The following is a 7,498-nucleotide window of genomic DNA, read 5'->3' as shown; positions in this document are numbered from 1 at the left end:
GAAAAAAATTTGATTTATTATTCATTTCTCACTTGACATCACACCGCTGGACTTAGTGGTGATGATGTTCGTGATCGTGATCGCAGCCACAGTCATGGTGGTGATGGTGTTCATGGTCGTGACCGCAGCCGCAGTCATGGATATGATGGTGATGCTCGTGGCCGCAACCGCAATCGTCATCATGAACATGACCTTCCGTAATGGACTGCCAGCCGTTATCGCTGAATACCATGCCGACTTTATCTACAATGAGAATTTTCTGTTCTTCGGTAGATGCTTTATCAATGGCTTCCATCATCATATCCATTACATCATGGACAGAATAGATAGGAGGCAGGGCACCGCTTAGGTTCTGCATGGCCAGTTTTCTTGTCTGGGCGGGCAGGGTATCGAAATGGTTTCTTGTTTTCGTGATAAAAGCATCGAAAAGGACTTTCTTTTCTTCTGCTGTAGCAGGGGGCAGATCTTCGGGCAGATCGAAGCGGAACAGTTCATCATTCAAATCACCGAAGAAACAGTCTCGAATGAATTCTTCTGTCATCAGGACTTTTTTTGTATCATCGGAGAAGCCTGCGAAAGAACCGGCTTTCTGCAGCAGTTCGTATTCTTCCTTGCCGATGGCATTGGCTTTATCAATAACAGGTTCTACGGCTGCTTCCAGCTGTTCTGTCAGCGTATCCAGATATGCCGCTTTTTCTGTCAGGGTAAGCTGGTCACTGATGAAAGCGCATACGGTGTGATACAGATCCGCATAGGCGGCACTGCCCTCTGTGATTTCCTTGAAGGAATAGGTCAGGTAGAGCAGCAGGATCAGGGAATTGATATCGTGGAGGATACAGGAGAAATATTCCTCAATCTGCTCCAATGTTTCAAAAACTTCCCGCAGCTCTTCATAGAAATCGGAAAGCTCATCATCGGAAAGGGTATGGGGCAGCTGCATGCGTTTCTGGCCGATCCATTCGGCGATTTCAGGGAAATATTTGCCGTAGAGAGGATTTTCCTGGGGGCTGCAGAAGCCTTCAAAGGCTTTCAGAGAAACTTCGATAAATTCCTTGCTTTCTCCGGCAAAAGCTGCTTCCAGGGAAGCGCGGACGTTATCGTAATATTTATCTCTTGTCATATAGATGGGCATACATTTTAAAATCTGGCCCATATAGTTTTTTTGATCCAAAAGGGTTTCGGCGCTTTCCATGAAAGCGTGGCAGTCTGCGAAAAAGAGAGACCATTCTACTTGTTTCTGGGAAACACCATCTTCTTTATATTTGCGGAGTGCCACTTGATCACTGACCAGAGTGGAAATGATGTTCCACTGGGAGAAGTAGCTATAGATGGTTTCATAGATGGAAAGCAGGCGTTTTTTCAGTTCCAGACAATCTTCCAGAGCGGCCATGCGGGAATCTGTATCACTGTCCAGCAGATCTTCCAGACGGATGAGATAGGCCTTGATTTCGTCTTTGATTTCCTGCACATCGGCAGGAATTTCGTAGGGCAGGGCGTCTTCGCCTTTTTCCGCATCTTCCATGGCACTCATCAGCATCAAAAGCAGAGAACCAACAGCCTGCTGATAGATATAATCGGCAGAAAGATTTCTTATTTTTTCTTCCATTGCAATATTTGACAAAAGAAGGACTCCTTTCATAAATAAATTATTCTTTATTATATCAGGAAAAGAAGGGGTTGTACAAGGTTCTTTTCGATTCGGGGGAGAAATGCTATAATCTTTTCAAAGGAGAGAGGAAAATGGAATACGGAAAAATGATAGAAGCGAAATTCCTGCGAAGGGTGAACCGCTTTACGGCTTTTGTGGAGCTGGAGGAGCAGGAAGAAATGGTTCATGTGAAAAATACAGGCAGATGCAAAGAATTGCTCCTGGAAGGAGCCCGAATTTTTTTGGAAGAAGCAGACAAAGAGGGGAGAAAGACGAAATATTCCCTGATTGCTGTTTATAAAGGAGACATGCTGGTGAATATGGATTCCCAGGCACCGAACCAGATGGCGGCGGAGGCGCTGGCGGAAGGAAGAATAGAAGAAATCGGCGAAGTGGATTTTTTGAAGCGGGAAGTGAAATTTGGAAATTCCCGATTCGATATATACTTTCAGAAGGGGGAGAAAAAGGGCTTTATTGAGGTGAAGGGTGTGACGTTGGAAGAAGAGGGTATTGCCATGTTTCCCGATGCGCCTACAGAACGGGGGACGAAGCATCTGCGAGAATTGATAAAGGCAAAGGAAGAAGGATATGAAGCGGCGGTGCTGTTCGTTATCCAGATGAAGGGAGTAACAGAATTTCGGCCAAATGAGGAAAGAGACAGGAAATTTACAGAAGCCCTGCGGGAAGCGGCAGCGGCGGGGGTGCAAATCCTAGCCTATGACTGCGGCGTGCAGGTGGGAAAGGTTTGGATTGCGGAAAAAGTGCCGGTGAATCTTTTATAAAAACCGAGATTTTAATGCGTCGATTTTTTAGTTTAAATTTGATTTATAAAAAAGGAAAGCAGAGAGGGCAATTCCGAAGAAAAGTCCTCCCTGCTTTTTAGCTTAGGAAGATGTTATGTAATGGGGAAAAATTACAGTTCCCATTTCGCACCCATCAGTTTTACAAATTCTCTTACGATAGCGGAATCGCCAGGCCATGCGGGAGCAGTTACCAGGTTGCCGTCTACCACTGCTTCAGCAGCATCTACGGGAACATATTCGCCGCCAGCCAGTGTGATATCGGGGCCGACTGCGGGATAAGCGGTTGCTTTTTTGCCTTTCAGTACGTTTGCAGCTGTCAGGATCTGAGGACCATGGCAGATGGCTGCAACGGGTTTATTTGCTGCGAAAAATTCCTGAACGATCTCAATTACTCTGGGGGTCAGTCTCAGATATTCGGGAGAACGGCCGCCTGTGATGAACAGACCAGCGTAATCAGCTGTATTTACAGCATCGAAATCTGCTGTCAGAGCGAAGTTATGACCTCTCTTTTCGGAGTATGTCTGTTCGCCTTCAAAGTCGTGAATTGCTGTACGGATAATGTCGCCTGCTTTTTTATCAGGGCATACAACGTCTACCTGATAACCCAGCATCTGCATTGCCTGGAAAGGTACCATTGTTTCATAATCTTCTGTAAAGTCGCCTGCTAACATCAATACTTTCTTTGCCATAAGAATTCCTCCTTTAAAGAAAATGTGCGACAGTCTTTTGAAAAGACTGAGGATTTATTTAGATAAAAAGATGTTTCTTTTAAAATACATTATAGACCGATTGGGACAAAATAGCAAGGGGGTGGGCAAAAAAAATCCATATAAAATTGATATTATTGAAATGGGAAGCAAGGCGCGCTACAATAAAAAAGAGGTGAGAAAATGAAAAAATATCAGGCGATTTTATTTGATTTGGATGGAACACTGCTGGATACGCTGGAGGATTTGACGGACAGTGTCAATGCGATTTTGGGGAAATACGGATTTCCCCTGCGGGACAGAGAAGAAATCCGCAAATTCTTGGGAAACGGCAGTGAACAATTGATGAAAGCAGCTCTGCCGGAGGGGATTTCCGAAACAGATTTTACAAAATATTTGAAGGAATATCAGGCGTATTACAAAGGGCATATGGAGGAAAAGACAGCACCATATGAGGGGATTTTGCCTCTTTTGGAGGAACTGCGGAAGGCAGGGCTGAAAATTGGTGTGGTTTCGAATAAATTTGATCTGGCGGTGAAGGGGCTATGTGAAAAATATTTCCCGGGCTATATCGACGGGGCGGCAGGAGAGCGGGAAGCAGAAGGCATCCGGCGGAAACCTGCACCGGATATGATAGATACGGCAGCAGAACGGCTGGGGGTGAGCACAAAAGACTGTTTATATGTGGGGGATTCGGAGGTAGATATCCTAACGGCAAAAAACGCAGGGATGGACTGTGTCAGTGTCACTTGGGGCTTTCGGAATGAAGCGTTTCTGCGGGAAGCAGGAGCCGCCCATCTGGTACATACACCGAAGGAATTGAAGAATTTTATTTTGCAGTAAAAAAAGGGCCGGATAAGTATCCGACCCTTTTTGCATCTGCATTATTTCAGGATAACATTGTGGAATGTCTTTTTGCCTTTCTGTACCAGCAGTTTGCCATCGGTGAACAGGTCTGTGGTTACTTTGAAATCCACATCTTTGATGGGCTGCTCTGCCAGTTTTACGCCGCCCTGCTGTACGGCACGTCTGCCTTCGGAACGGGAAGGAACGACTTTGATGGTCGTCAGCAGTGTCAGGATATCCATGCCATCAGCAAATTCGGAAGCGGGAATTTCTGTGGAAGGTGCATCGGCAGTTGCAGCACCCTTGCCAAAGAGGGCTCTTGCAGCTTCCTGTGCCTTTGTTGCTTCTTCTTCACCGTGAACGATCTTCGTCAGTTCAAAAGCAAGAACTTCTTTTGCCTTATTGATTTCAGCACCTTCCAGTGCGCCCAGACGGCGAACTTCATCCATAGGCAGGAAAGTCAGCAGAGCCAGACATTTTTCAACGTCCTTATCGCCAACATTTCTCCAGTACTGATAGAATTCGTAAGGAGATGTTTTTTCGGGATCCAGCCAAACGGCACCGCTGACGGTTTTCCCCATTTTTACGCCTTCACTGTTTGTCAGCAGTTTGAATGTCATGCCATAAGCGGGTTTCTGGGCTTTCCGGCGAATCAGCTCTACGCCGGCGATGATATTAGACCACTGATCGTTGCCGCCCATCTGCAGGGAACAGTTGTATCTCTTGTTCAGTTCATAAAAGTCATAGCCCTGCATGATCATATAGTTGAATTCCAGGAAGGTCAGCCCGCCTTCTCTGTCCATACGTGTTTTGAAGCAATCTGCTGCCAGCATACGGTTAACGGAGAAATGTGCACCGATTTCCCGCAGGAATTCGATATAGTTCAGATTTCTCAGCCAATCGGCATTATTTGCGATAATGGCACCGCCTTCGCCTTCGTTGAAATTGATGAAGCGGGACAGCTGTTTTTTGATGCAGGCAACATTATGGTCGATGGTTTCTACTGTCATCATTTTACGCATATCTGCTTTGCCGGAGGGATCGCCAATCATGGCTGTACCGCCGCCTACCAGACAGATGGGGCGATTGCCGCAACGCTGCATGTGTGCCATAGCCATAACGGTCAGAAAATGACCAACGTGGAGGCTGTCTGCTGTGGGGTCGATACCGATATAGAAGGTTACCCCGCCTTTTTCAAAAAGGGCTTTGATTTCTTCTTCATGTGTCAGCTGTTCGATGAAGCCGCGTTCTTTTAATACTTCATAAGCATTCATAGTTACATTCTCCTTTTCTGTTTATGATTAAGAATAGATGATGGCATGGTTTGCTCCGCAAATCATTTAGATTTTATACATGTTCCGCATTAGGCGGGGGAATAGAATCTAAATGGATTTTTCCGCTTTGCACAAAAGAAAAAGGCCCTATCGCCAAAAGGACGAGAGGACCCGTGGTACCACCTTCATTTATGTTCATCAAAAGACAAACATCTTTCGGCTCCGGTAACGGGGAGCGGACGTTGTGCCATTTCCTGCACAAAGCTCATGAGGCGTAATTTACAAATACTGTGCTGCAATCCTTTCAGCAACCGGACTGCTCTCTGCGGTTGTAACCAGCTTTGCCCATATACTCAATCTTCGCTGTTTGCTCATATTTATGAGGAAATTCTATCATAGGTTTTTTGGAAAGTCAAGAGTTGCCCCCAGTTCTGCAATACGAACGATCATTTCTACAGCCTTTTCCATGGAGGAAACAGGAATGAATTCGTAATTGCTATGGAAATTATGACCGCCGGCAAAGAGATTGGGGCAAGGCAGACCCATGAAGGACAGACGGGCGCCATCTGTGCCGCCGCGAATAGGTTGGATAATGGGAGTCACACCACAATCCAGCATGGCTTGTTTTGCCAAATCGACGATTTCCATGTGGGGTTCTATTTGGGAAAGCATATTGTAATATTCATCTCTCAGCTCCAGTTCGATGGCGCCCTGATGCTGTGTGTTTTTGCGTTCCACGATCAAACGGATCAGATCCTTGCGGTGTTCGAAAGAGGCTTTGTCAAAATCACGGATGATATAGGTCAGGACAGCGGAAGTGACATCCCCTTCAAAAGAGCAAAGATGGAAGAAGCCTTCGTAACCTTCTGTTTTAGAGGGGACTTCTCTTTCCGGCAGGAGAGAAGCAATTTCTGTGCCAATGAGAGCTGCATTTACCATCACATTTTTCGCAGTGCCGGGATGTACATTTTTTCCTTTGATGCGGATGATGGCACGGGCTGCGTTGAAGTTCTCGTATTCTAATTCGCCGATACGCCCGCCATCTAAAGTGTAGGCAAAATCTGCACCGAAAGAGTTTACATCAAAGAAATCGACGCCTTTCCCAATTTCTTCATCCGGGGTAAAAGCGATATGGATATCACCATGGAGAATTTCCGAATGTACGAGGAGATACTCCATAGCAGTTAAGATTTCCGCAATACCTGCTTTATCATCAGCGCCGAGAAGTGTTGTACCATCGGAGGTGATGAGTGTGTGACCGATATAATCCTTTAGGGAGGGAAATTCTTCGGGAGAAAGGCTTGTACCATTCAAAGGGATGCTGCACCCGTCATAGTTTTCTACAATATTGGGAAGGATATTTTTTCCCTCGGCATCGGGGCTGGTATCCATATGAGCAATAAAGCCGATAGTAGGGGCAGTTTCTGAATTACCGGGAAGAATAGCAGTCACGTAGCCATATTTGTCAACGGAGACAGACTGCAACCCGATGCCCTCACATTCCTTTGCCAGAAAGGAAGCAAAGGCCAGCTGGGATTTTGTGCTGGGAAAGGTGGACGAAGTTTCATCAGACGTGGTATGGTGTTTTACATATGTTAAAAAACGTTCTGTAACGGTTTTCATAGTGGCCTCCTTGGATATAAATATTGATATCATCCATATTTTAGCATGGTTTTCAGGGAAAAGCCATATACATAAAAAATTGAATTTTGACAGCATATAATTATATAATAATGTAAGGAAAAATATCGAAAAAAATTGTCGAAAAATTTGGGAAAAAGGGTTGACAGACCGAAAATTTTGCTGTAATATCTATATCACCGCTGAGCGACAGAAACATGGCACAGAGGACGCTGAAAAGAATTTAAAAAGTGAGCAAAAAAATACTTGACAACCGGTGGACGGTAAGATATAATAAGCAAGGTTTCGCTGCTCAAGAAAAAGCGACTCAAATCCATGGAGAGGTGTCCGAGTGGTTTAAGGAGCTGGTCTTGAAAACCAGTGACTCCGAAAGGGGCCGTGGGTTCGAATCCCACTCTCTCCGTTAATTGAATATCGCATTTAGAACTGAGAGCATTTATGGAGAAGTACCCAAGTGGTTGAAGGGGTTCGCCTGGAAAGCGGATAGGTCGTTAATAGCGGCGCGAGGGTTCAAATCCCTCCTTCTCCGCCATTTTATTGAAACCAAGTTCAAATGTGGTTGGAAATAAAAAAGAAAAG

Annotated in this window: 6 protein-coding genes and 2 tRNA genes; 4 read left to right on the top strand and 4 right to left on the bottom strand. The window is 45.4% G+C overall.

The features are described from left to right. Positions 1 to 52: 52 nt before the first annotated feature. Positions 53 to 1,621, bottom strand: a complete 1,569-nt coding sequence (locus ACI39P_RS07770; protein WP_439720095.1) for a hypothetical protein — start codon at positions 1,619 to 1,621, stop codon at positions 53 to 55. 119 nt (positions 1,622 to 1,740) lie between these two features. Here ACI39P_RS07770 and sfsA point away from each other — a divergent pair, with 119 nt between their 5' ends. After that, entirely contained in the window at positions 1,741 to 2,430 is a 690-nt protein-coding gene (gene sfsA, locus ACI39P_RS07765; protein ID WP_439720094.1) for a DNA/RNA nuclease SfsA, read from the top strand. A gap of 131 nt (positions 2,431 to 2,561) precedes the next feature. Here sfsA and ACI39P_RS07760 read toward each other — a convergent pair whose 3' ends face one another. Beyond that, a complete protein-coding gene (locus tag ACI39P_RS07760) occupies positions 2,562 to 3,140 on the bottom strand; it encodes a DJ-1/PfpI family protein (protein WP_439720093.1) in 579 nt (192 codons plus the stop codon). A 201-nt stretch (positions 3,141 to 3,341) separates the two neighbouring features. Between ACI39P_RS07760 and ACI39P_RS07755 the strand changes: the two genes are divergently transcribed. Further along, a complete protein-coding gene (locus ACI39P_RS07755) occupies positions 3,342 to 4,001 on the top strand; it encodes an HAD-IA family hydrolase (protein ID WP_439720092.1) in 660 nt (219 codons plus the stop codon). A 41-nt stretch (positions 4,002 to 4,042) separates the two neighbouring features. Here ACI39P_RS07755 and tyrS read toward each other — a convergent pair whose 3' ends face one another. Further along, a complete protein-coding gene (tyrS, locus tag ACI39P_RS07750; RefSeq protein WP_439720091.1) occupies positions 4,043 to 5,278 on the bottom strand; it encodes a tyrosine--tRNA ligase in 1,236 nt (411 codons plus the stop codon). A 393-nt stretch (positions 5,279 to 5,671) separates the two neighbouring features. After that, on the bottom strand, positions 5,672 to 6,901 hold the full coding sequence (gene pepT, locus ACI39P_RS07745; RefSeq protein WP_439720090.1) for a peptidase T: 1,230 nt from the start codon (positions 6,899 to 6,901) through the stop codon (positions 5,672 to 5,674). A 335-nt stretch (positions 6,902 to 7,236) separates the two neighbouring features. Here pepT and ACI39P_RS07740 point away from each other — a divergent pair. Both ACI39P_RS07740 and ACI39P_RS07735 read left to right on the top strand, forming a co-directional pair. Beyond that, positions 7,237 to 7,322 (top strand) — tRNA-Ser (locus tag ACI39P_RS07740). Positions 7,323 to 7,359: 37 nt separating this feature from the next. Further along, positions 7,360 to 7,451: transfer RNA gene (locus ACI39P_RS07735), tRNA-Ser, on the top strand. The last annotated feature ends 47 nt before the right edge of the window (positions 7,452 to 7,498 follow it).

Source organism: Anaerotignum sp. (assembly GCF_051877975.1).
Taxonomy (GTDB): domain Bacteria; phylum Bacillota; class Clostridia; order Lachnospirales; family Anaerotignaceae; genus Anaerotignum_A.
The sequence above is the reverse complement of the archived record's forward strand: the minus strand, read 5'-3'. Positions and strand labels throughout refer to the sequence as shown.

Bases quoted from the DNA above. Each gene is read 5' to 3' on its own strand.
- sfsA (WP_439720094.1), top strand. From the start codon at position 1,741: ATGGAATACGGAAAAATGATAGAAGCGAAATTCCTGCGAAGGGTGAAC.
- ACI39P_RS07760 (WP_439720093.1), bottom strand. From the start codon at position 3,140: ATGGCAAAGAAAGTATTGATGTTAGCAGGCGACTTTACAGAAGATTAT.
- ACI39P_RS07755 (WP_439720092.1), top strand. From the start codon at position 3,342: ATGAAAAAATATCAGGCGATTTTATTTGATTTGGATGGAACACTGCTG.
- tyrS (WP_439720091.1), bottom strand. From the start codon at position 5,278: ATGAATGCTTATGAAGTATTAAAAGAACGCGGCTTCATCGAACAGCTG.
- pepT (WP_439720090.1), bottom strand. From the start codon at position 6,901: ATGAAAACCGTTACAGAACGTTTTTTAACATATGTAAAACACCATACC.